Genomic DNA, 22,149 nt, shown 5'->3' with positions numbered 1-22,149 from the left:
CGCGATGCCCGAGCCGCGCCCGCCGGCCCTCAACGACATCCGGTTGCGCAAGATCCTCGACGAGACCCTCGTTGCACCGCACTGGCCGGACGGTTTTGTGATGCGCAGCTTCGAGCCCGGCGACGCGCCGCCTCTCCATGCGCTGCTGAGCGAGGTGTTCGCCGACGGCACCGACGGCCCATTCGAGGAATGGTGGCCGCGCATCTCCGGCGACCCCGAATTCGATCCGGAATTGTGTTTCCTCGTCATCGACGCCAAAGGCCGGCTGGCGGCGGCGGCACTGTGCTGGACGTCGGCCTTCGTCAAGGACCTCGCGGTTCATCCCGAGGCGCGCGGCAGGGGCATCGGCGAAGCGCTGATGTGGCATGCCTTTGCCAGTTTTCGCGACCGGGGCGCTGACCGTGTCGACCTGAAGACCAATACGGTCGAGAACCCAGCCGCGGTACGGCTCTACGAGCGGCTGGGGATGACGCCGGTCGCCTGGGAAGGCTAGAACAGTTCACCGTTTCACGGAAACGGCGAACCTCTTCGTGACTCTTTTGTTTTGAGGCAATTCCATGGGGAAAGCGCGCGCTTTTCCCGGGAAAAACCGTTCACGCTTTCCTGGAATTGCCGCCGCCAATCGCTTCCTGCCGGCCGATTTTCCCGGAAAACCCAGCGCTCTGTGAACTGCTTCACAGAGGCGGCCGCCGGCCCATGCTAACGAAGCGTGATGACGCCTTCAGCTGATCCGGGATCGTCGATCAGCCGCGCACAGGAGGAAGGCCGCACCGGCATGTGCCGGCCCCTCCACGGCAGGTCCCGGGGCGGGGGTTCCGGGGCCTGCCGTCCTGCGCGATCTTCTCTCTAGATATCCGGCGCATTGCCGATCTTCTTCTTGGGCTCGAGCGCCCAGGCGCGGCCCTCATCGCCGCCCCACAGCAGCCAGGCGATGTGGGGCGGCGATGAGGGGTTGTCCTCATTGCCGAAGTTTTTCCCGCGCTTGTCGACCTCGTGGCGCGCGAAATAGCTGACCATGCGGCGGATGGTGGACGGGGCGAGCTTCTCGCGATTCTTCAGCTCGGTCGCCCGCGCGACACCGATCTCGGTGCCGCCACGGCCGAACCGCTCGCGCAGCCTGAGCCCCCTGGCGGCATTGTCGGCCACCACTTGCGGACAGCGCAGGTCGATCTCGTCGGCGTCGTGCATTCTTCTCCCCGGTCCCGCAAGCCGTAGCCGATGGAGGCAATGCGGGAAAGGCGGAGGGGTTCCAACACGCGAAAGAAACTATCCACCAAGGTGGCACGTCGCATCTTGCCCGAAGTGGCTTGACGGTTAAGCTCCGGTCTCGACTGAAACCGGAGGAAACATGATGCGGCTTCTGCTCTCCAGCCTTGCCACCCTGGTCCTTGCGGCCCCGCTCGTTGCCGGCGCCGCGCGGGCCGCCGACGACTGCGCCAATGCGCAGGACCAGGCGACGATGGACCAATGCGCCGGCAAGGATTTCGATGCGGCCGACAAGAAACTCAACGAGGCCTACAAGCAGATCATGGGTCGGCTGAAGGACAATGCGCCTTCGAAGAAATTGCTGGTCGACGCGCAACGCGCCTGGGTCGCCTTCCGCGATTCCGAATGTGCCTTCCAGGGCGGACCGCGCGAAACCGCCGGCAGCGTCTATCCCATGGTCGTCGCCAACTGCCAGGCGGGGCTCACCGAGAACCGGCTGAAGGAGCTCCAGAGCTATCTCCATTGCGAGGAAGGCGACCTGGACTGCCCGGTGCCGGCGGCACAGTAGCCATCATCCGCTCTTTCCGGGGTTGGCGATCATCTCATCGCCGCCGCGCAAAAATGTCGGAACCGATCGCGACCAGACGTCCTTGGGTCGCAGAGCAACCGCGCCGGGACGCCGGCGCGCGGACCCAAGGAGCCGATCATGATCACCTTTCCCAACGAATCCGCCAGATACCGCACCGCACGCGAAAAACTCTTGAAGAAGGAAATTGAGCTGCGCCGTGCCATGGAAGCCGTGGCCGAGGCTCGGCGTGCGCTGCCACCGGGCGGACTGATCCGCCAGGACTATGTCTTCGATGCGCTCGATGCCGACGGCAGGCCGGCGAAGGTGAAACTGTCGGAGCTGTTCGCGCCCGGCAGGGCTTCGCTCATCCTGTACAACATGATGTTTCCGCGCCACCCGCGGGAAACGCGCGATGTGGCGATATCGGGTGGCACGGCCAGGCTCGCCCGGCCGGACCAGCCATGCCCGTCCTGCACGGCGCTGCTCGACCAGTTCGACGGTGCGGTCGGCCATCTCGACGCGGCCGGCTTCAACTTCGCCGTGGTGGCCAAGACCACGCTGGAAAACCTCGTCACGCTCGGCCGCGATCGCGGCTGGCGCAACATGCGGCTGGTGTCGTCGGCCGCCAACAGTTTCAAGCGCGACTACAATGCCGAGGATGCCGACGGCGCGCAGATCCCGCTGCTGTCGGTGTTCCATCGGGAGGGTGACGGCATCCGCCATTTCTGGTCGTCGGAGCTCGGCTTCGCGCCGACGGAGCCCGGCCAGGACCCGCGCGCCATCGGCACCTGCGAGATCCTGTGGAACCTGATGGATTTCACGCCGCAGGGAAGGCCGGATTGGCACGAGCAGCTGCAGTATGGGGTGGAGTGTTGCCATTGAGGGTGGTGCAGCCTCCCTTCTCCCCTTGTGGGAGAAGGGGGTCCTTACCTGCTCGCCTTGCGCGCGGTTTCGGTACCATTGATCGTGCGCTTCACATCGCGGGTGAAGCTCCCGCTCAAGTCGGCCGGAACATCGGAGGGTGCGCCGCATTGATAGTGGACGGTTTGCGACCCTCTTCATGGATTCGAAGTGCGACTCACAACTGGAAACGCATGGGACTTGCTGCGCGAAAGCGTGGTCGGCTTTGTCAACGACAATGCCCTCAGTCACGGCGCGGCGATGGCCTTTTATGCCGCCACGTCGCTGGCCCCGGTCCTGATAATTGTCGTTGCGATAGCTGGCATCGCATTTGGTCATGACGCAGCGCAGTTGGCTTTGTCTGCCCAGATATCGGGGCTGATGGGTTCAGAAAGCGCGGCGCTCCTTCAGACAGCGCTCGAAGGAGCATCCAGCAAATCCTCGGGAACCCTGGCGGCCATCGTTGGCGTGGCCACCTTGCTCGTCACAGCCTCCGCGGTCTTTGGCGAGATGCAGCAGGCCCTGAATGCGATATGGAAGGTTGAAACGAAAGGGAGCTCGCTGTCGCGTCTCTTGCGTGCGCGTGCGGCAAGTCTCGGCCTGGTCGCCGCACTCGGCTTCATGTTGCTGGTATCCCTGGTGGCGAGCGCCGCGATCTCGGCCCTGGGCGGCATGATCAGCGCTCAACTGCCATTCGGCGAATTTGTTCTGAGCGCGATCAACACCTTGATTTCCTTTGCCCTGATCTCCGTGATGTTTGCCGCTATCTACAAAGTCCTGCCGGATCGTGCCTTGGAATGGCGGGATGTCGGGATCGGTGCTGTCGTGACCGCCGCACTGTTCACATTGGGGAAGTCGCTTATAGGCTGGTATATCGGCACAAGTGCGATCGCATCGTCATATGGCGCGGCCGGAGGGCTGCTCGTCATATTGCTCTGGGTCTACTATTCATCGGAAATCTTTCTGCTCGGCGCTGAGCTGACCCGCGCCTATTCCGTCCGACATGGCAGCAGGTCCGACCTGGACGGGCTGGTTCAAAACGCGCCCACTTCAGGAACTGTTTCAATTCGCCAAGAGGCCAGCCCGTCGGGCGCCGTTGCGTTGTTGGCGGTGGCATGCGTCAGTGCGATGATGACAACCTTTCTGCTGGGGCCTCGTCGCCCATAGCATCAAGAAGGCCATGCGTGAGAGGCGCGCTGCCTCCGCATGTCGCATCCCTGTGCCGATGATTGTCGGTGGATGAATGCTCGGCGCTCCAGATATTCCTGAGAACCAAAGGGGAGATCGCACGTTGCCCTAGCCAACCCCTTTGACAGGAGCCCACCATGCCCAACCGCAGCCTTGCCCAAATCGCCGAGAAGATGCGCGACATCGATGTCGCCATGCTGTCCACCCATTCCGAAGGCGGCGCCATCGCCGGCCGGCCGATGAGCAACAACCAGGACGTCGATTATGACGGCTCGTCCTACTACTTCACCTGGGAGAAATCGGAGGTGGTGGCCGAGATCGAGCGCGACGCCAATGTCTCGCTGGCCTTCAAGGGCGATGACGGCTTCTGGGTTGCCGTCGCGGGCAAGGCCGAGATCATCCGCGACAAGGCGGCGTTCGAGGAACACTGGAACGAGGACATCGACGAATGGTTCGAGCAGGGCACCGATACACCTGGGCTGGCCATGATCAAGATAGAGGCCACGCGCGCCCATTACTGGGACGGCGAGGATGAGGGCGAGGTGACGCTGCAGTCGTGAGGCTGTTTTTTCCTTTCTGGTCGCGGTGGATTGGATCTGGTGGCGGTGGATTAGAGAACGAGGTCGGCGCTCTACGGTAGATGTTTCTCCTTTGGCGAACAGAGCATCGCAAGGTGGCTCTGTGCTCACGCCCGCAGTGGAATACACTCCCCCACCAACCCATGGACGCACCCATGCCCAAGATCGACCTCTCATCCGTCCCCATCCGCAAGGGCTCAGGCTATCCCGCGCCCTTCGACGCCGCTTGTGCCACCCGCACGCGCCGGCGCCTGGGGGACGCCGGCGGCCTTACCGATTTCGGCGTCAACCTGATGGCACTCCCACCCGGCGGCTGGTCGAGCCAGCGCCACTGGCACAGCCATGAGGATGAGCTTGTCTATGTGCTGGAAGGCGAGTTGACGCTGGTCGAGGATGGCGGCGAGACGCTGCTCAGGGCGGGAGACTGCGCGACCTTTCCCAAGAACAGCGGCAACGGCCACCACATGATCAACCGGTCATCGGTTACAGCCCGCTACCTCGAAGTCGGCTCGCGCAACCCGGACGATGTCATCACGTGCTCCGACATCGACATGATGAGCCCGAGTTCGGACGGCCGCTTCCTGCACAAGGACGGCACGCCGTATCCGGGGCAGGGGTGAGCGCTGGACGGCGCTGGCTTTTCCTTCTCCCCTTGTGGGGTCCGAAGGACGGGGCGAGACCCGTGGCTCGCCCCAGGGCGGTGGCCTCGCGAAGCCAGGTCGGATGAGGGGTGTTCCAGGGAACACCAACGCCTCACTCCGCTGGAACACCCCTCATCCGTCTCGGCGCTATCGCGCCGATCCACCTTCTCCCGCAAGGGGAGAAGGGAGGAACTGCGCTGGCGTTCGGCCGGCATCGGGATAAGCTGCCCCGCAAACCAAGGGGAGGATTGCCATGAAGAAGGAAGTTGTCGAAGTGCCGGTGCTGTCGGCGGCCGTGCGTGCGCTCGGCGTGCCGCTGTCGCTGGTGACCAGGGGCGCGGGGCTGGTCTTCGTGTCCGGCACGCCGCCGCTCGATATCTCGACCGGCAGGCTGGTCAAGGGCGACATCGAGGTGCAGACCGAGGCCTCGCTCAAGGCGCTGAAGCATTGCCTGGAAGCCGCCGGTACCTCGCTCGACAATGTGTTGATGGTGCGCGTCTATGCCGTCAACTCCGGTTTCTACAACGCCATCAACCGCGTCTATGCCAAGTATTTTCCCGAAAACCCGCCGTCGCGGACCTTCGTGCCGGTGGCGTCATGGCCCATGGAGTTCGACATCGAGATCGAGTGCGTGGCGGTGGCTTGAGGCCTGGCCCATGCCTCGGCGCTGGCGTTCCGCCGGTAGCGCTATAAGCTCCCCGCAAACGGGGAGATTGCCATGAAGAAGGAAGTCATCGAAGTGCCGGTCATGTCGGCCAAGGTGCGGGCGCTCGGCCTGCCCTGTTCGACGGCGGTGAAAGCCAATGGCTTCGTGTTCATCTCGGCGACGCCGCCGGTGGACATGGTGACCGGCGAGATGGTGCGCGGCGACATCGAAACGCAGACCGAGGCATCGCTCAAGGCGCTGAAACATTGCCTGGAAGCGGCCGGCACCTCGATGGAGAATGTCGTGATGGTGCGCATCTACGCGGTCAATTCCGGGTTCTACAACGCCATCAACCGGGTCTATGCCCGGTATTTCAGCGTCAACCCGCCAGCGCGGAGTTTTGTGCCGGTGGCGTCTTGGCCGATGGAGTTTGATATTGAGATTGAGTGTGTGGCGGTGGCGTGAGGTCAGAGGCAGTGCGCGCAGCGGACGAAAAGCCAATTGCTTGGCTTTTCGAGCTTCGAACGCCCTGAGCCTGCGAAGGGCCGGTGGGTCCTAGCATAAGTTTTTGCTTGTCTTTCAAGTAAACTCGCTCTCAACTCTCTTCGGGGATAGGGAGGGCGAGTCTGTGAACAAATTACCGAAGAAATTCATCGAGCGAGTTGCGTCGAATCTCAAGAAGTATCAGCGGATCACGCTGGCTCAGCAAAAATCCGATGTCGCGGAGGCCGACACGGTTACCTTGGTTAAGGACATTCTGGCTGATGTCTTTGGCTACGATAAATATGACGAACTGACATCGGAACACCAGATTAAGGCGACATACTGCGATCTCGCGATCAAGATCGCGGGAAAACTTAGATTGCTCGTCGAAGTGAAATCAGCAGGTAGCAGCTTGGCCGATAATCACTTGAGGCAGGTGATTGACTATGGGGCTCACCAAGGCATTCACTGGGTGATCCTGACCAATGCAGTCGAATGGCGGCTGGTCCGCATCTATGTGGCAAATCAGATCAGCCACGAAGAAGTTTGCCGCATCGTACTTTCAGATATGAATCCCAAGAATGAGGATCATCTGCAGTGCCTCTTCCTGTTCGCCAAGGAAGGGCTGACAACCGATGCGATGGATGCCTTCCACCAACAGGCCCAGTTGTTCAACAAGTTTACGGTTTCCGCGATCATCCGATCCGAAGCGGTAATTTCGGTGGTGCGTCGCGAAATCCGGAGGCTCTTTCCAGACATTAAGGTCGGCAACGAGAACTTGTCGCAGTTGGTCGAAAATGAGGTGATCAAGCGAGACACGATCGAAGGCGATAAGGCAAAGGAAGCGGTCGCGAGGATGCGAAAAGCCGCGAGCAAATTGGAGAGGGCGAAGGCGAAGGCCGCGAAGCCAATTGCTGCTAATGTCGAAATGTGACGTTGCGGCTGGATTCTAACATCATTGCGGGCGTCTCAAGCCGCTCGACTGCGAACTTTGTCCGTACCGATGCCAAATGTCTTCCAATTACTCAGGATAAGTATGAGTGCCTTTGACACAATAATTACCGCCAAAAATGCGCGACCGATCTGGAAGAAACTTAGCGAGAGCATCGTTCCGATCATTGGTGCGAAGGAGCTGAAAGGAATTGTTTCGTCGATAGATCAGTTAAAGGCGGATATAAAGCAAAATAAGTACATCCCGTCGATCGGGCATGGCTATTTGGGATACCTGAAATCTGCGGGCTGCACCCGGTTTGTCCCGATTTTAACCGCTGAAGACATGACAGTATATTACCTGATTGTGCTTTCGATCCAAGAGTACTTAATTGAGGATTTCGAGGGTGTGTACGGCGCATACCGATCCGTTCCCAAATTAGCCAGAAAAGCGAAAGATCCACAGAAAGAAGATGATATAATCGACCCCTATTTCCGCGATACGTTTGCTAGGAAAGCGTGGTTTAAGGATTGGTCGCAATTTACCGATCTTCTCATTGAAACGTGCAATGATTCTACTGTCGGAAATTACGTGCTTGTGTCTGACGTTGCCAATTTTTATGATACGATCGACATAGGTCGTCTAATTAACAACATTAGAAGTAAGGTCCCCGGAAACGACGAAATTGTTTCTCTGCTTGGGTATTTTCTAAATTACTGGGATAGGCGCATAAAGGGATACAGTCCGTCGTCCAAGGGCATACCTCAAGAAATAATTTCAGACGCGTCTCGAATTGTCTCGAATTTCTATTTAAATGAATTCGATAGAAGATTTATTGAATATTGCAAAAAAGAAAAAGTATTATACTTAAGATGGGCTGATGATATAGTTTTATTTGGGAAATCGAGGATCCACCTTGAAAATACCATGCATCAGGCTTCTCGTCTGCTTCTGAATCTGGGTTTAAATTTTAATGCGTCCAAGACCAAACATTTCTCAAGGCGTGAGTTTCAAGAGTATCGCGCGCTCTCGTTACTCAGCGCCGTCTCAAAGAAAAATATAGCTGGGTTCGATAGGGATCTGAGGAGATTTGCAATGCGATACCCAGAAAAAGGCGGCAGAATTGACACGGTGGTCAAGGCATCTCTTAATTTTCTGTCGGCCGAACCAAAAGCTAGATCCCTATTCGTAATGAATTACTTACGCGAGAGGCTGCACCAATATGAATTTTTATCAACTCTTAACGAAAGTCAGCTGCTAAAAAAGTATCTCCTCTACGGGAACATTGGGATGGAGCTCAGAAAAGATATAGAAGTTATCCTTAGGCACCCGTACGCTGCGCCGCGTGCTACATTTTTATCCTTTATTGCAAAATACAAGGTCAGACTTCTGAAAGAGGGCGTTGCTATATCTACTCTGAAGAATCTTATTGATCGAATCGAAGCGGAATCGCAGGACAGTGATATTAACCTGTCAATATGTGTTCCCGCAGCTAAGGCGGCTATCTGATTCGACCGATGAACTCAGATACTCCGGCGACTCTCCTGTCGGACGGAAGCAGATGCCCCTCACGCAAAATACTCCTGCAGCGGCCTGACCTCCAGGCTCCCTGCCTTCAGCGCCGCGATCGCTTCCGCCACCGCCGCCGCGCCTGACAGCGTCGTGTAATACGGCACCTTCTGCATCAGCGTGGCGCGACGCAGCGATTTGGAGTCCGACACCGCCTTCTGGCCATCGGTCGTGTTGAACACGATCTGCACCTGGCGGTTGCGGATGGCGTCCTCGATGTGAGGGCGGCCTTCCAGCACCTTGTTGATCTTTTGCGCGTCGACGCCGTTTTCGGCGAGGAAGCGGGCGGTGCCCGAGGTGGCCAGCACCTTGAAGCCGAGGCCGGCCAGGCGCTTCACCGCCGGCAAGATGCCCTTCTTGTCCTCGTCGCGCACCGAGACGAACAGCGTGCCGGAGCGCGGCAGGTCGACGCCGGCGCCGAGCTGGCTCTTGGCGAAGGCGAGCGCGAAGTCGCGGTCGAGGCCCATGACCTCGCCGGTCGAGCGCATTTCCGGTCCGAGCAATATGTCGACGCCGGGGAAGCGGGCGAAGGGGAAGACAGCTTCCTTGACCGCGATGTGGCCAGGGTTCCTCGGATCGGGCATGGCGCCATAATGGGCAAAGGCGTCTTCCAGTGTCTCGCCGGCCATGATGCGGGCGGCGATCTTGGCAACGGGACGCCCGATGGTCTTGGCGACGAAGGGCACGGTGCGCGAGGCGCGCGGGTTGACCTCCAGCACATAGACCGTGCCGTCCTTGATCGCGTACTGCACGTTCATCAGGCCGCCGACATTGAGCGCGCGGGCCAGCGCCGCCGTCTGGCGCTCCAGTTCGTCGACGAGGTCCGAAGGCAGCGAGTGCACCGGCAGCGAGCAGGCCGAGTCGCCCGAATGGATGCCGGCCTCCTCGATGTGTTCGAGAATGCCGGAGACGAAGGTCGCCTTGCCGTCGCAGAGGCAGTCGACATCGACCTCGATGGCGCCACTGAGATAGGTGTCGAACAAAAGCGGGTTCTTGCCGAGCAGCGTGTTGATCTGGCCGGTCTTGTCGTTGGGGTATTTCTGCTTGATGTCCTCCGGCACCAGGCCGGGCACGGTGTCGAGCAGGTAGGATTGCAGCATGCCCTCGTCATGGATGATCTGCATGGCGCGGCCGCCGAGCACATAGGACGGGCGCACCACCAGCGGGAAGCCGAGCTCGCCGGCGACCAGGCGGGCCTGCTCGACCGAATAGGCGATGCCGTTCTTGGGCTGGCTGAGGTTGAGCTTGTGCAACAGCTTCTGGAAGCGGTCGCGGTCCTCCGCCAGATCGATCATGTCGGGCGAGGTGCCGAGGATCGGGATGCCGGCCTTCTCCAGGGCGTCGGCGAGCTTCAGCGGCGTCTGGCCGCCGAACTGGACGATGACGCCGACCAGTTCGCCCGAGGCCTGCTCGGCGCGCAGGATCTCCAGCACGTCTTCCGCCGTCAGCGGATCGAAATAGAGCCGGTCCGACGTGTCGTAGTCGGTCGAAACCGTCTCCGGGTTGCAGTTGATCATGATCGCCTCATAGCCGGCGTCGCGCAGGGCAAAGGCGGCATGGCAGCAGCAATAGTCGAACTCGATGCCCTGGCCGATGCGGTTCGGGCCGCCGCCGAGGATGACGACCTTCTTGCGCGACGAGACCTGCGCCTCGTTGGCGAGCGCGCCGGCGAAGGGCACTTCATAGGTCGAGTACATGTAGGCGGTGGGCGAGGCGAACTCGGCCGCGCAGGTGTCGATGCGTTTATAAACTGGATGAACGTCGAGCTTTTCGCGAATCTTCTGAATCACTTCCGCGTCGGTCTTCGTCAGCGAGGCGAGGCGCGCATCGGAGAAGCCCATGGCCTTCAGCATGCGCAGGTTGACCGCATCCTGCGGGATGCCGTGCTCGCGGATGCGGGCTTCCATGGCCAGGATGCCCGATATCTGCTCGAGGAACCACGGGTCGATCTTGCACATGGCGTGCACGTCTTCCAGCGAGGTGCCCATGCGGATCGCCTGCGCCACCATGCGCAGCCGGTCGGGTGTCGGCGTGCCAAGGGCGGCGCGGATGGCGTTGCGGTCGTCGGCATGGTTGGCGGAACCGAGACCGGGGATCTCGATCTCGTCGAGACCGGTGAGACCGGTTTCGAGGCCGCGCAGCGCCTTCTGCAGCGATTCCTGGAAGGTGCGGCCGATGGCCATGACTTCGCCGACCGACTTCATGGCGGTCGTCAGCACCGGCTCGGCGCCGGGGAATTTCTCGAAGGCAAAGCGCGGGATCTTGGTGACGACGTAATCGATCGACGGCTCGAAGGAGGCGGGCGTGGCGCCGCCGGTGATGTCGTTCTCAAGCTCGTCCAGCGTGTAGCCGACGGCGAGCTTGGCGGCGATCTTGGCGATGGGGAAGCCGGTCGCCTTCGAGGCCAGGGCGGAGCTGCGCGAGACGCGCGGGTTCATCTCGATGACGACGAGGCGGCCGTCGGCCGGGTTGACGGCGAACTGCACGTTGGAACCGCCGGTCTCGACGCCGATCTCGCGCAGCACCGCGATCGAGGCGTTGCGCATCATCTGGTATTCTTTGTCGGTGAGCGTCAGGGCAGGGGCGACGGTGATCGAGTCACCCGTATGCACGCCCATCGGGTCGATGTTCTCGATCGAGCAGACGATGATGCAATTGTCCGCTTTGTCGCGGACGACCTCCATCTCGTACTCCTTCCAGCCGAGCACGCTTTCCTCGATCAGCACTTCGGTGGTCGGCGAGGCGTCGAGGCCGGACTGGACGATCTCGTAGAATTCGGCCCTGTTGTAGGCGATGCCGCCGCCGGTGCCGCCCATGGTGAAGGAGGGGCGGATGATGGCGGGCAGGCCGACATGGTCGAGCGCCTGGGCGGCGATCGCCATGGCGTGGCTGATGTAGCGCTGCTTGCGGTCGCCTTCGCCGAGGTTCCAGCGGGTTTCCAGCGCGTCGAGCGCGGCGTCGAGATTGTCGGGCTTCTCGGCCTTGAGCGCGGCGCGCTCGGCCTCATGCGTCTTGCGGTCGGCGTTCTTGACGTCGGTGGCGTTGGCCAGCATCGACTTCGGCGTTTCCAGGCCGATCTTGCTCATCGCCTCGCGGAACAGCGCGCGGTCCTCGGCCTTGTCGATGGCCGTGGCGTCGGCGCCGATCATCTCGACATTGTAGCGCTCGAGCACGCCCATGCGGCGCAGCGACAGCGCGGTGTTGAGCGCGGTCTGGCCGCCCATGGTCGGCAGCAGCGCGTCGGGCCGCTCCTTGGCGATGATCTTGGCGACCACCTCGGGCGTGATCGGCTCGATATAGGTGGCGTCGGCCAGTTCCGGGTCGGTCATGATGGTGGCCGGGTTGGAATTGACCAGGATGACGCGGAAGCCCTCTTCCTTCAGCGCCTTGCAGGCCTGGGTGCCGGAATAGTCGAACTCGCAGGCCTGGCCGATGACGATGGGGCCGGCCCCGATGATCAGGATCGACTTGATGTCGGTGCGTCTTGGCATGTCATAGGTCCGTTCGGCGGGCGGCTTGCACAAAAAACCGGGACGGGAAGACCCGGCCGGTTGTGCTCGCGATTCTGGTATCAGGCTAGGTGGGCCTTATAGGGAAGAGTTTTGGGAGATGTAACCCCGAAAATGAGGGACCAGGGCAGTAGGGGAGGCTTGAGCGCCTTTTAACATATTGCCCTGCTGCCCTGCTGCCTTACTCCCCTGGCACCTAGTGCCCGAACGCCACCGTGTCGGTGATCTCGAAGCGTTCGGAGACGCCGATGCGGATCATGCTGAGGCTGCCCTCGCGGGTGAAGCGGAATTCGCTCTTGGCGTTCGAGCCGGCCGGCAGGCCGGCATAGAAGGAGATGACGCGGGTGCCGCCGTCGGGCCATGTCACGGTGACGTCGGCCTTGTCGGCGCCCTTGTGCACGACGGTTGCCGCGCAGGGCGTCATCGGCTGGCCGACATAGCGGGCGCAGGGAATCTCGAGAGTGCCGCCGGTGGCAAGGGCGGCGGGCGGTGGCGGCAGTTCGGCAACGGTCTGCGTGTCGACGGTGGGCGCGGCATCGGCGGATTCCGGCCGCGGCGTGGGAACGGGAAGGGATCCTCCCGCCGAGCCGCTGTCCGCGGCCGTGCCGGCTTCGCCGTCGGGCCCCGGGATTTCTCCGGTCGACGGCGTTTCGCTCGCCACCAGGGCCAGGCCGTAGGCATCCTGCATGGCGATGGTGGCGGCGGATTTCACCGGAGCTTCGGGAGCAACAGGTTGGGCCGCACCGCCCAGCCTTGCCGTCAGGTCGGGCGGCGGCGTGGCGCTGCTCGATGCCTGGGCGGCGGGAGGTGCCACCGCCGCTGGGTCCCCGTCGGCGGGCATGGCCGGATCGGCTGCGGCGCTCGCGGCGGTTGGCGCATCCGCCGCCTGGTCGGGGTCGGGCACGGTTGCCGGATTGACGGGAACGAGGTAGCGCGCCGGCGCCCAGCCGGTGGCCTTGGGATTGTCTGATACAACCTTGCACCATGGGTGCCCGTCAATGTCGTTGCAGCCAAGGTTCCTGACGCTTGCACCTGCAGCCAGGCGGGTTTCGGTCTTGCCGATCGCCGATGGCTTGGCGCGGATATTGAGCAAATCGTCGGGGGCGAGGCCGGTGACGATGGAGATGAACGGCGCCTCTTCGGCCAGTGCAGGCACGACAGCCGGCCACGCCGCCATCAGCAACGGAGCCGCAATCAGCGCATGCAAACTTTTTCGGAGCGTAACTGTGCGCCTCTTCATTTGGCCGTGCGCCGATACTCAAATCACCATGCCGTGGCGGTTCCGCCGCGTGCCCGGCCGGTTTTATAAGGGACGAAGCGCCGCCATGTAAGTCCGAAAATTCAAGCGGGCCATGGTGCCGGTCGGGCGGGAGGCGCCCTGCCGTTGCCTCCAAAGCCCCGGCGGCGGTGCAGATTCAGGGGTCGGGATCGCGGATCTGGCCGTGCGGGGATGCCTACGGCATGAAGCCTGTCCTGAGCGCGTGGGCCCATTCCGGGCGCCCCGCCTGTTCGGCCTGTCGCGCCGCCGCCGCGTGGTCGTAGTCGACGGCGATGGCTTCGAAACGGTCGGGCCGGCCTTCGCCGCCCAATGTGACGATGCCGTAGCGCGCATGCGGCGAGCCCTGTTCGGAAACATGCGCCGGCGGGATGGAATCATCATAGGCGGGGCAGCCTATGCTGCCCGGATTGAAGATGACGGGACCGCCGGGGACGCGGATCAGCTCCGGGCGGTGGCTGTGGCCGCAGAGTGCGATGCGGCAGGCGGGGTCGAGTGTCTTCAGCCGCCGCCGGATCGCCGCCAGCGGCGCCCGCACCAGTTGGCCATCGACGATGGCGTCGAGCAGATATTTCTCGTCATGGTCGGGCCGGGCGTGGAAGGCGACAATGCCTGGCGCGATCTCCAGCGTCAGCGGCTGGGCGAAGAGGGCCTGGCGCTGCGCCTCGGTCAGCCGCTCCTTTGCGTAGACGTCGGACGCCCACATGGTCTCGTCCGCGGGATCGGCGGCGACGCGGCGGTCGTGGTTGCCGCGCACCGTCGGCAGGTTCAGCGCCTCAAGCCGGGCAAACGTCTCGCGCGGCCAGAGCGGGCCGGAAACGCTGTCGCCGAGATTGACGGTGAGATCAGCACCGCCACGCCGGCGCAGATCCTCGAGCACGGCGTCCAGCGCCAGGACGTTGCCATGGATATCGGCGAGGACGGCAATGCGCATGCGGCGGGCTCCTTGGTGCAGCCCCATTGGCGGCTCCGGCCCATCTTCGTTATCAAGCCCCCGCCTTCGTTATCAACCCTTGAGATTGTTCGGGCCAGTTGGGAAGCACCGCGCGCCCGTGGCTATCGCGGAAGCCCTCCATCTGCTAGCGTCCACGCCATCCCGAAGTCCATATGGGAATATCCGCTTAGACAGCCTCGAAAGGCACCAGGCGATGACCCGCGACCAGATGTTCGCCCACCTCCGCGCCGCCAATGACGTGGCGCGCGAGGCTGCCGCGCATGGGCACCATCCTTTCGGCTGTGTGCTCGTCGGCCCCGACGATCGCATCCTCATGCGGCAAGGCAACATCAACACCGTGCGCCACGCCGAAACCGAGCTTAGCCGGCGTGCCGCGGACGCCTATCCGCCGGAATTCCTGTGGTCCTGCACGCTGGTCTCGACCGGCGAGCCCTGTGCGATGTGCACCGGAACGCTCTACTGGGCCAATATCGGCCGGCTGGTCTACGGCTTCGAGGAGACCCAGCTTCTGGCGCTGACCGGCGACCACGCCGAGAATCCGACGATGAATCTCTCGTCGCGCACGGTTCTCGCCTCCGGGCAGAGGCCGGTCGAGGTCCACGGCCCCTTTCCCGAGATGGACGAGGACCTTCTCGCCCCGCATATCGGTTTCTGGCAGCGCTAGGGGCGAGAAGCGGTGAGTTCTCCAAAAGTATCCGACTGCGTCGCGGGTTGCGTTGGCGACTAGCTGTCCAATCGCCATTTGGCCAATTCTATCTGATGGACGCTTCGTGGGTGCCTTCTGCGTTGCCACATCTCAAGAGATACAATCAGCGCAACGTATCCAAATATTGCAATCAGGGTCCACAGGATGCCAAGGCCGCTCATACAAGCGGCTACAAGAAGCGCAGATGCCGCCACGGCCACAGTGTAATATAGGACCGACGCCCAGACGTATTTTTCCATTTGAAAGCTACGCATCGCTTACTCCTGGCTCGAAGGCGTGAGCCTAAGCCAGCACTTCGATGTCGTGGCCGCCGACCGCGGGCAGTGCGGGATCGTCGCCGGCGGCGGCAATGACACTGTCGAGCAGGCCGGGGAAGCGGGCGTCGAGGTCGGCGCGGCGCAGCGTGATCATGCGGTTGGTACCGACCACTTCGGCGCGGGTAACGCCGGCCTCGCGCAGCTTGGCGAGGTGGTAGCTGAGATTGGTCTTGGAGCCGAGATCAAGGAACTGGCTGCAGTTCAGCGGCACGCCTTCCTTGCTGGCGAGATAGCGCACGATGGCAAGCCGCGTCGGGTCGCCGAGCACGCCGAGCACGATGGGCAGGCTGATCTGGTCCGTATTGGGATGAGGTAACGTCATGGCTGGAACCTAAGCACAGTTCGGGCCGATTTCAACGCGTCCGTCCCGCCGTGGCCGTGCACACTGTTTCTCCGTTCCGGGATCCGTGCTGACACAGGGCTGTCAGGATGGTTCAGCTATTTTCCCCTGGCTTCATTGACATCATGGCCTGTTATGTCCAATTGTTCAATAACTTTTGAACTAAGGACACCCTGCCATGGATAAGCGGCTCTTCTGGCTCGCGCTCGGATCGTTCACGATCTCGACCGAAGGCTTCGTCATCTCCAGCCTTCTTCCCGACATCGCCAGGGATGCCGGCATTTCCATCCCGCTCGCCGGCTCGCTGATCACCGCTTTCGCGCTCGCCTACGCGGTCGGCACGCCGATCCTGGCGACGCTGACCGGCGAATGGGACCGACGCCGCGTCATCCTGTGGACGCTGGTGTTCTTCGTCATCGGCAACGTTGCCGCCGCCTTGAGCTCATCCTTCGAAGTGCTGTTGGCGGCGCGCATCATCATGGCGTTGTCTTCCGGCCTGTTCGCCGCGACAGCGCAGGGCACGGCGGTGGCGCTGGTCGATGACCATCACCGGGCGCGTGCCATCGCCGTCGTCGTCGGCGGCACCACCGTGGCCGTTGCCGTCGGGGCGCCGCTTGGCGCGCTGGTCGCGGCGGTCGCTGGCTGGCGCGGCACTTTCTATGCCATTGCCGGGCTTGGCGCGCTCGCCGGCGCGATCCTGTGGTACCGGCTGCCGCGCGGCATCGTCGGTACCAGGCTGCCGCTCAGGCGCCGTCTGGCGGCGGCGATGCGGCCCGGCGTGATGCCAATCCTTGTGACGACATTGCTGGCACTGACCGGCGCCTTCACCGTCTTTGCCTATGTCGCGCCGCTTGCCATCGAAGGCGCCGGGCTCAGCCAGATCGCGCTGCCCGGCATGCTGCTCGCCTTCGGCGTCGGCGCGGTCATCGGCAACATCGCCGGCGGCCAGGCGGCCGACCGCTTCGGCGCCACGCGCACCGTCGGCTGGTCGTTGACGCTGAGCGCGGCCATGCTGGTGATGCTGTCGGTCGTGCCGACCTTCCTGCCGCAGCATATTGCCGGCCCGGCGCTGATGGCGATGATGGTGCCGTGGGGCATCGTCGGCTGGGCTTTCCCGCCGGCGCAGGCCAGCCGCATCATCAAGCTGGCGCCCGATGCGGCCCCGATCGTGCTGTCGCTCAATGGTTCGGCGCTCTATCTCGGCGTGGCGCTGGGGGCGGTGGTTGGCGGTGGCGTGCTGCGCTACGGCGCGCCGGCCGACCTCGGCCTGGTCGCCGCCGCCTTCCCGCTGATCGGGCTGGGCATCGTGCTGGCCGGCCGCTGGGCGGCACGGCCGGTCGCGATGCCAGCTGAGTAGGACCTGTCTTGAACCCGCCGGCCAGCTCAGCTGGCCGGCGGAAGATCAAAATCCAGCGCGGAAATATCATCCAGCGCCGCGCGCAGCTTCGCCGCCTTCTCCTTGCCGACCATGTCTTCGAAACGCTGCTGGGCCACCTGCCACAGCTTCATCGCCTCATCGAGCTTGACCAACCCTCGAGGCGTCAGCCGCACCCGCTTGATGCGGCGGTCGACCGGATCGGCGAAGGTCTCGACATAGCCGTCGCGGATCAGCGGCTTCAGCGTGTGGCCGAGCGCCGACAGGTCCATGATCAGGGCAGACGCAATGGCGCCCATCGCCGGTTCGTTGGAGATGTGGATCTGGTAGAGCAGGCCCTGCTGCGTGGCTTTCAGGCCCGAGGGCGCCAGCACATCGTCGTAGTACTGACCAATCTTGCGCGTCGCGCGACGCAGCATGGCGTTGTTGCAGAGCGACAGTCCGGGCAGGGCCTCTTTCGACATGGCGATTCCCTCGGCGGCGCGGACATGATGCCCGGCTGCTGCCTGACAAATAATCCCGGATCCGCTCATTGACAAGATAGTGGCATATGCCTATTTCGACGATAGTGGCATATACCACTAAATCAATCAGGCGGCTTGCCGGCAAGGTGAGGGCTGACGTCCACGGTGCCGGTGGCCAGGTCGAAGCGGACAATTCGAGATAGAAGGAACAGGACAATGAGTGGACAGGCAAACAAGGGCACGGCGGTCGTCACCGGTGCATCATCGGGCATCGGAGCGGTCTATGCGGACCGGCTGGCCGGGCAGGGTTATGATCTCGTTCTGGTGGCGCGCCGCGCCGACCGGCTCGAGGAACTGGCTGAGAAGCTGCGCTACGCCTACGATCGCAAGGTCAGCTTCATTACAGCCGACCTGTCCGATGACGACGATTTGCGCCGCGTAGAGCGGCTGATATCGGCCGACGACAGCGTGACGCTGCTCGTCAACAATGCCGGCCTTGGCGGCCAGCAGGTGGTGGCGACCGCCGACGCCGACGCCGCCGAACGCATGATCAAGGTCAACGTCATCGCCTTGACCCGTTTGACCCGGGCCGTGCTGCCGGGTCTTCTGGCGCGCAACCGCGGCGCCATCGTCAACATCGCATCGGTGCTTGCCTATGAGACCTCGTTCGGCGGTATCTACAGCGGCACCAAGGCCTATGTCGTCAACTTCACCGAGGCCCTGCACCGCGAGGTCGCGGGCACCAATGTGAAGGTGCAGGTGGTGCTGCCTGGCGCGACCCGGACCGATTTCTGGGACCTTGCCGGCAGTGATATCGACCAGCTCCCGAAGGAAATCATCATGTCCGCCGACGATATGGTCGATGCGGCGCTCGTCGGCCTGGCCAGTGGCGAGGCCGTCACCGTGCCCGCTCTTGCCGACACCGGCAAGCTGGACACCTTCCTCGGTGCCCGGCAAGCCTTCTACGGCAGCCTGCACGCCGACAAGCCGGCGGCCCGCTACGGGGTTTGAAGAGCCAAGGGCTGGTTCGCCTTTGCGAACCAGCACCCCCACCCCGCTGCTTCGCAGCGACCCTCCCCACAAGGGGGAGGGTGAGGAAGCGCCTGTTCCGCCTACGCGATAATGGTCTCGTGGAGGTGCGAAGAAGTTGGACTCCCTACCTCCCCCTTGTGGGGAGGTCGGACCGAAGGTCCGGTTGGGGGTGCTGGTGCAGACCTGGCTTGAGCGTCTCTAAGCCGACCGCCACATCGGAATGATCGACGCCGCCAGCACCAGCGCCAGCACGATGTTGAGCGCGCGCCATTGCCATTCGGTCTTGAGCAGCCGGGCCAGCACCATGCCGGCGAGGCACCAGACGGACAGCGAGATGGCGGCGGTGAGGCCGAAGGTCGAGCCGAGCAGCAAGGCCAGATGTCCCGGTCCGTCGGCCAGGGCGGCGAACGAGGCCGCCGCGCCCAGCCCCATCGCCCAGCCCTTGGGGTTCATCCACTGGATACCGGCACCGCCGAGGAAGCTGTTCGGCCTGGCCATGGTCACGTCGAGATTGGGCGGCCCGGCGCGGCCGATCTTGACCGCCAGCCAAAGGAGATAGAGCGAGCCGGCGATCTTCATCGCCAGTTGCAGCGAAGGGACCGCAAGCAGCAGGCCGGCGAGCCCAGCGGCGGCCGCGCCTGTCACGGTGGCGAGGCCGGCGGCACTGCCGGCCATCAGCGGAACGGACCGGCGAAAGCCGAACCGCGCGCCCGAAGCGGTGGACAAGGTGGTGGCGATGCCTGGCGTGGCCGTGGCCACGAAGGCAAACAGGATGAGCGGCAGGATGGGCTGGAGCATGGGACGTCCTTTTCGGAGGCCCCATGGTAGACTTGGGTTAGCATCAGTAAATGCAATGTTTGTGATGTCAGGCATTAGCATCTATAATGCGGATATGATCCGCAATCTCGATACCGCACTGATGCGCACCTTCGTCACCGTCGCCGACAAGGCCAGCATGACGGCGGCCGCCAATGCGCTGCACCTGACGCAGGGCGCCGTCAGCCAGCAGGTGAGGCGGCTGGAGGAGACGCTTGGCTGCGGGCTGTTCGAGCGCGACCGGCGCGGCCTGCGCCTGACGCGGTCGGGCGAGCGCCTGTTCGACAAGGCAAAGCGCCTGCTCAGCCTCAACGACGAGATCTGGGCGGAGATGACTGGCTCGGCGGTTGCCGGGCAGGTGCGGCTCGGCGTGCCCTACGATCTGGTCGGAACCTTGCTCGCGCCGGTGCTGAAGGCCTATGCCGAGACCTATCCGCAGGTCGAGATCTCGCTGGTCTGCGCCTCGTCGCCGGAACTGGCGTCAGCGCTCGCGGCCGGAACCATCGACCTTGCGGTGATCGAGGAGCGGGTCGGCCCGACATCAGGCGAATGCCTGGCCATCGACCGGCTGGTCTGGGTCGGCGCCAGAGGCGGCACCGCGCGTGCCAAGCGGCCGCTGCCGGTGTCGATCGTTGCCGACACCTGCGCCTTCCGGCCGGTGGTGCTGGCGGCGCTCAACGAGCATGGACTGGAATGGCGTACCGTGTTCGAGAACGGCAATATCGACGCAACGACGGCGACGGTGCGCTCCGACCTTGCCGTCACCACGTGGCTCGCTTCGACCGTGCCGGCCGATCTCGACATCCTGCCGTTCGAGACCGGCCTGCCGCCGCTGCCGAATTTTTCGATCAACCTGCATTTGCCAAGGCACGGCGTCGGGCCGGCGGCGCAGGAATTCGCGCGGCATATACGCGATGGACTGGCGCGACGGCCTGTCGCGGCTTGAGACCAAGCAGCACTTGGGCTCCTTTCCCCGGTCGATCAGGGAAGAGGAAAGGTGCCAGGGCCGCGTCCCGCTATTTCCAGTTCCTGCGCCGTTCGAGTTCGGCGTCGGACGGCTCCCCGGTGACAAAGGAGCCGACCTCGATTTCGCCTGAGCGCTCGTAGGTCGCGATGATGACGCCGGTGCTGGAGGTCTGCGACTTGGCAAGCCTGAAGGCGACCGGCGTGGTGTCATCGCCGAACAGCCGCTTGCCCTTGCCAAGCAGCAGCGGGAAGATCATCAGCCGGATCTCGTCGATCAGCCCGTTGGCGAGCAAGGTCTGGATCAGGTTGCCCGATCCCTGGATGAGTAGGTCAGGTCCATCCTCCTGCTTGAGACGGCGCAGTGTCGCGACGATGTCGGGCCCAAGCGATTGCGTGTTCTGCCAGGTGAGGGTGTCAGGCCGGTGCGTCGCCACATATTTGGTCGCCGGGTTGAAGGCATCCGCGATCGGATCTTTCTGATACGGCCAGTACGCGGCGAAGATGTCATAGGTCCTGCGGCCGAGCAGCAGGGCGAAGGGTTTGGAGAAAAGTTCCTCCATTGCCGCGCCTCCCACCTCGTCGAAATAATGGAAGGTCCAGCCGCCGAACTTGAAGCCGCCGACCGGATCTTCCTCCGGGCCGCCCGGCGCCTGCATGACGCCGTCCAGGCTGACGAAAGTGGCGGCGATGATCTTCCTCATGGTACTCTCCCTTGTTCCGTTCCATCCGCCGTCGCGGCCGGACCATGGCCCAAGGACGGATCGCCCGCGACCATCCCGACAGGGTTCGCGAAATTTTGGACAAGCCTGCCCATCGATCCGTCAGTTGCCGGGTCTGGCGCGGAGATTTTTCGATGAGAACCAGACGTCGCCGAAGATGGCGGTGGCGGTGCGGTCCGGCGCCTTGTCGCTCGTCAGCCATATCGAGCGGCTGCGCGCGGCTTGCTCCCGCGTCGGGATCTTCGCCGCGAGATCCGCAACCGAGGCACCGAAGCATGGGATGAACCAGGAGCGCATGAAGGGGTCGCAGGCGAAGCCCTTTTGGGTGCGGGTCACCATCACCGCCAGCGGGACGCGCTCGGCCGGGCGCCAGGGGAAGATCATGCGGCCACCGGGGCGCAATGCCTTCAGCCATCCGGCCGGAGGGGCGACGACCCCGGCGTTGACATAGATGATGTCGGATGGCGGCAAGGGCATGGTCACGGCATCGCCATGGACGACAGTCGCGTTGCCGTAAGCCTTGAGATTTCCGCGTGCCAGATCGGCCAACTTGTCGTCGAGTTCGAAAGCGGTGACGGTGCCGGGCGACACCAGCCTGGCGAGCAAGGCTGTGTAGTAGCCGGTGCCGGCACCGATATGGGTGACGGTCTCACCGAGTTTCGGTGCCAGTTTTCCAATCCACATGGCGTGCAGGAACGGCTCGCCATTGTTGATGCCCTTGTCGGCATCGAGCGCCACCAGCACGTTCTGGTAAATATGGGAGGGGTCGGCACTAGGCGTCGTGACCCTGCCGTTGCCGGCGACGATCGTCCACGGTCCGGGGCCGAGGAAGGCCTCGCGCGGCACGCTGGCGAAAACCTCCTCCAGGCGTGGATCCGACGAGGCGGCATTGGCCGCCATCAGCCGCGCGTAGAATCTCCTAGTATCTTCTATCGTGCCCATGACGCCAAGATAGCGCGATTTG

At 63.1% G+C, this 22,149-nt stretch carries 23 protein-coding genes; 14 read left to right on the top strand and 9 right to left on the bottom strand.

The window, feature by feature from the left end; all coding sequences use genetic code 11:
- Window positions 1–4: 4 nt before the first annotated feature.
- On the top strand, window positions 5–493 hold the full coding sequence (locus AC07SZ_RS20550; RefSeq protein WP_172372428.1) for a GNAT family N-acetyltransferase: 489 nt from the start codon (window positions 5–7) through the stop codon (window positions 491–493).
- Window positions 494–846: 353 nt separating this feature from the next.
- Here AC07SZ_RS20550 and AC07SZ_RS20545 read toward each other — a convergent pair whose 3' ends face one another.
- Window positions 847–1,188 carry a hypothetical protein gene (locus tag AC07SZ_RS20545; protein WP_494915643.1) on the bottom strand — a complete coding sequence of 114 codons (342 nt, stop codon included), beginning with the start codon at window positions 1,186–1,188 and terminating at the stop codon, window positions 847–849.
- 163 nt (window positions 1,189–1,351) lie between these two features.
- On the opposite strand from AC07SZ_RS20545, the gene AC07SZ_RS20540 reads away from it, so the two are divergent.
- The 9 genes from AC07SZ_RS20540 to AC07SZ_RS20500 all read left to right on the top strand — a co-directional run bounded on the left by AC07SZ_RS20540 (window position 1,352) and on the right by AC07SZ_RS20500 (window position 8,650).
- Window positions 1,352–1,774, top strand: coding sequence for a lysozyme inhibitor LprI family protein (locus tag AC07SZ_RS20540; RefSeq protein WP_081295147.1), 423 nt, complete (start codon window positions 1,352–1,354; stop codon window positions 1,772–1,774).
- 138 nt (window positions 1,775–1,912) lie between these two features.
- Entirely contained in the window at window positions 1,913–2,656 is a 744-nt protein-coding gene (locus tag AC07SZ_RS20535) for a DUF899 family protein (protein ID WP_494915642.1), read from the top strand.
- 219 nt (window positions 2,657–2,875) lie between these two features.
- The gene (locus AC07SZ_RS20530; protein WP_494915641.1) at window positions 2,876–3,841 is read left to right on the top strand and encodes a YihY/virulence factor BrkB family protein; all 966 of its coding nucleotides are present in this window, start codon (window positions 2,876–2,878) and stop codon (window positions 3,839–3,841) included.
- Window positions 3,842–3,999: 158 nt separating this feature from the next.
- The gene (locus tag AC07SZ_RS20525; RefSeq protein WP_494915640.1) at window positions 4,000–4,422 is read left to right on the top strand and encodes a pyridoxamine 5'-phosphate oxidase family protein; all 423 of its coding nucleotides are present in this window, start codon (window positions 4,000–4,002) and stop codon (window positions 4,420–4,422) included.
- Between the two features lie 173 nt (window positions 4,423–4,595).
- Window positions 4,596–5,060 (top strand): cupin domain-containing protein, encoded by a 465-nt coding sequence (locus AC07SZ_RS20520; protein ID WP_494915639.1) that lies wholly within the window; start codon window positions 4,596–4,598, stop codon window positions 5,058–5,060.
- Window positions 5,061–5,334: 274 nt separating this feature from the next.
- Window positions 5,335–5,727: a RidA family protein gene (locus AC07SZ_RS20515; protein WP_056578692.1), complete on the top strand. Its 393-nt coding sequence runs from the start codon at window positions 5,335–5,337 to the stop codon at window positions 5,725–5,727.
- A gap of 72 nt (window positions 5,728–5,799) precedes the next feature.
- A complete protein-coding gene (locus AC07SZ_RS20510) occupies window positions 5,800–6,192 on the top strand; it encodes a RidA family protein (RefSeq protein ID WP_494915637.1) in 393 nt (130 codons plus the stop codon).
- Between the two features lie 163 nt (window positions 6,193–6,355).
- Entirely contained in the window at window positions 6,356–7,144 is a 789-nt protein-coding gene (locus tag AC07SZ_RS20505) for a hypothetical protein (protein WP_494915636.1), read from the top strand.
- A 102-nt stretch (window positions 7,145–7,246) separates the two neighbouring features.
- On the top strand, window positions 7,247–8,650 hold the full coding sequence (locus AC07SZ_RS20500) for an RNA-directed DNA polymerase (RefSeq protein ID WP_494915635.1): 1,404 nt from the start codon (window positions 7,247–7,249) through the stop codon (window positions 8,648–8,650).
- A gap of 59 nt (window positions 8,651–8,709) precedes the next feature.
- On the opposite strand, the gene carB is transcribed toward AC07SZ_RS20500, so the two are convergent.
- From carB to AC07SZ_RS20485, 3 genes are all read right to left on the bottom strand, one after another.
- Window positions 8,710–12,201: a carbamoyl-phosphate synthase large subunit gene (gene carB, locus AC07SZ_RS20495; RefSeq protein WP_494915633.1), complete on the bottom strand. Its 3,492-nt coding sequence runs from the start codon at window positions 12,199–12,201 to the stop codon at window positions 8,710–8,712.
- A gap of 214 nt (window positions 12,202–12,415) precedes the next feature.
- The gene (locus tag AC07SZ_RS20490) at window positions 12,416–13,459 is read right to left on the bottom strand and encodes an SH3 domain-containing protein (protein ID WP_494915632.1); all 1,044 of its coding nucleotides are present in this window, start codon (window positions 13,457–13,459) and stop codon (window positions 12,416–12,418) included.
- Window positions 13,460–13,673: 214 nt separating this feature from the next.
- Window positions 13,674–14,429, bottom strand: a complete 756-nt coding sequence (locus AC07SZ_RS20485) for a metallophosphoesterase family protein (RefSeq protein WP_494915631.1) — start codon at window positions 14,427–14,429, stop codon at window positions 13,674–13,676.
- Window positions 14,430–14,643: 214 nt separating this feature from the next.
- Between AC07SZ_RS20485 and AC07SZ_RS20480 the strand changes: the two genes are divergently transcribed.
- Entirely contained in the window at window positions 14,644–15,114 is a 471-nt protein-coding gene (locus tag AC07SZ_RS20480) for a nucleoside deaminase (RefSeq protein ID WP_494915630.1), read from the top strand.
- A 324-nt stretch (window positions 15,115–15,438) separates the two neighbouring features.
- Here AC07SZ_RS20480 and AC07SZ_RS20475 read toward each other — a convergent pair whose 3' ends face one another.
- Window positions 15,439–15,795, bottom strand: coding sequence for an ArsR/SmtB family transcription factor (locus AC07SZ_RS20475; protein ID WP_056578673.1), 357 nt, complete (start codon window positions 15,793–15,795; stop codon window positions 15,439–15,441).
- A gap of 196 nt (window positions 15,796–15,991) precedes the next feature.
- Here AC07SZ_RS20475 and AC07SZ_RS20470 point away from each other — a divergent pair, with 196 nt between their 5' ends.
- Window positions 15,992–17,170: an MFS transporter gene (locus AC07SZ_RS20470; RefSeq protein WP_056578670.1), complete on the top strand. Its 1,179-nt coding sequence runs from the start codon at window positions 15,992–15,994 to the stop codon at window positions 17,168–17,170.
- Between the two features lie 26 nt (window positions 17,171–17,196).
- Here the strand turns inward: AC07SZ_RS20470 and AC07SZ_RS20465 are convergent, their stop codons facing one another.
- Entirely contained in the window at window positions 17,197–17,652 is a 456-nt protein-coding gene (locus tag AC07SZ_RS20465; RefSeq protein WP_494915628.1) for a MarR family winged helix-turn-helix transcriptional regulator, read from the bottom strand.
- A 216-nt stretch (window positions 17,653–17,868) separates the two neighbouring features.
- Between AC07SZ_RS20465 and AC07SZ_RS20460 the strand changes: the two genes are divergently transcribed.
- A complete protein-coding gene (locus tag AC07SZ_RS20460; protein ID WP_056578664.1) occupies window positions 17,869–18,663 on the top strand; it encodes an SDR family NAD(P)-dependent oxidoreductase in 795 nt (264 codons plus the stop codon).
- Window positions 18,664–18,882: 219 nt separating this feature from the next.
- Here the strand turns inward: AC07SZ_RS20460 and AC07SZ_RS20455 are convergent, their stop codons facing one another.
- The gene (locus tag AC07SZ_RS20455) at window positions 18,883–19,482 is read right to left on the bottom strand and encodes a LysE family translocator (RefSeq protein WP_172372452.1); all 600 of its coding nucleotides are present in this window, start codon (window positions 19,480–19,482) and stop codon (window positions 18,883–18,885) included.
- A gap of 55 nt (window positions 19,483–19,537) precedes the next feature.
- Here AC07SZ_RS20455 and AC07SZ_RS20450 point away from each other — a divergent pair, with 55 nt between their 5' ends.
- Window positions 19,538–20,446: a LysR family transcriptional regulator gene (locus AC07SZ_RS20450; RefSeq protein ID WP_162258949.1), complete on the top strand. Its 909-nt coding sequence runs from the start codon at window positions 19,538–19,540 to the stop codon at window positions 20,444–20,446.
- A 70-nt stretch (window positions 20,447–20,516) separates the two neighbouring features.
- Here the strand turns inward: AC07SZ_RS20450 and AC07SZ_RS20445 are convergent, their stop codons facing one another.
- A complete protein-coding gene (locus tag AC07SZ_RS20445; RefSeq protein WP_494915627.1) occupies window positions 20,517–21,167 on the bottom strand; it encodes a dihydrofolate reductase family protein in 651 nt (216 codons plus the stop codon).
- A 120-nt stretch (window positions 21,168–21,287) separates the two neighbouring features.
- Complete coding sequence (locus AC07SZ_RS20440) at window positions 21,288–22,127, bottom strand: protein-L-isoaspartate O-methyltransferase family protein (RefSeq protein WP_494915625.1); 840 nt, start codon at window positions 22,125–22,127, stop codon at window positions 21,288–21,290.
- Window positions 22,128–22,149: the final 22 nt, after the last annotated feature.

The organism is Mesorhizobium sp. GW821-FHT07A06, from assembly GCF_059419085.1.
Note: the sequence above shows the minus strand (reverse complement) of the source record. Positions and strands in the feature narration are given on the sequence as shown.